The sequence below is a fragment of the Pseudoalteromonas sp. SIMBA_162 genome, from assembly GCF_046535955.1.
Lineage (GTDB): Bacteria > Pseudomonadota > Gammaproteobacteria > Enterobacterales > Alteromonadaceae > Pseudoalteromonas > Pseudoalteromonas marina.
The window spans coordinates 1-233 of record NZ_JAWJBQ010001282.1 but is presented as its reverse complement, the minus strand read 5'-3'; the positions used below and the strand labels follow the sequence as shown (position 1 = coordinate 233).

General features: G+C 38.6%; 1 protein-coding gene. It reads right to left on the bottom strand.

The genetic code is table 11. The features are described from left to right. Positions 1–29 precede the first annotated feature (29 nt). Positions 30–233: hypothetical protein (locus tag R0J88_RS23770; protein WP_410901424.1), on the bottom strand; the 204-nt coding region annotated here is incomplete at its 5' end.

Here is a 233-nt window from a genome sequence, read left to right as displayed (position 1 = left end):
CACCCTGCGCCTGATCACTTCATAGCAAATTACTTAACTTGAATTACGGGAGTAATGAGCTTTTCTAACTCTTCACGACTATCGACATCTGAGAGGCTGGGGGAATGCAATATATCTTCTATTTCATGAATATTAGCTTTTCCTTCTAGCCCTAGTTTGTTCATTAATGACTGTATGAAGTAAAGCACTTCATAGCCCTCGTCTTTATCCATTTTTATTCTGTCAAGCTTTCC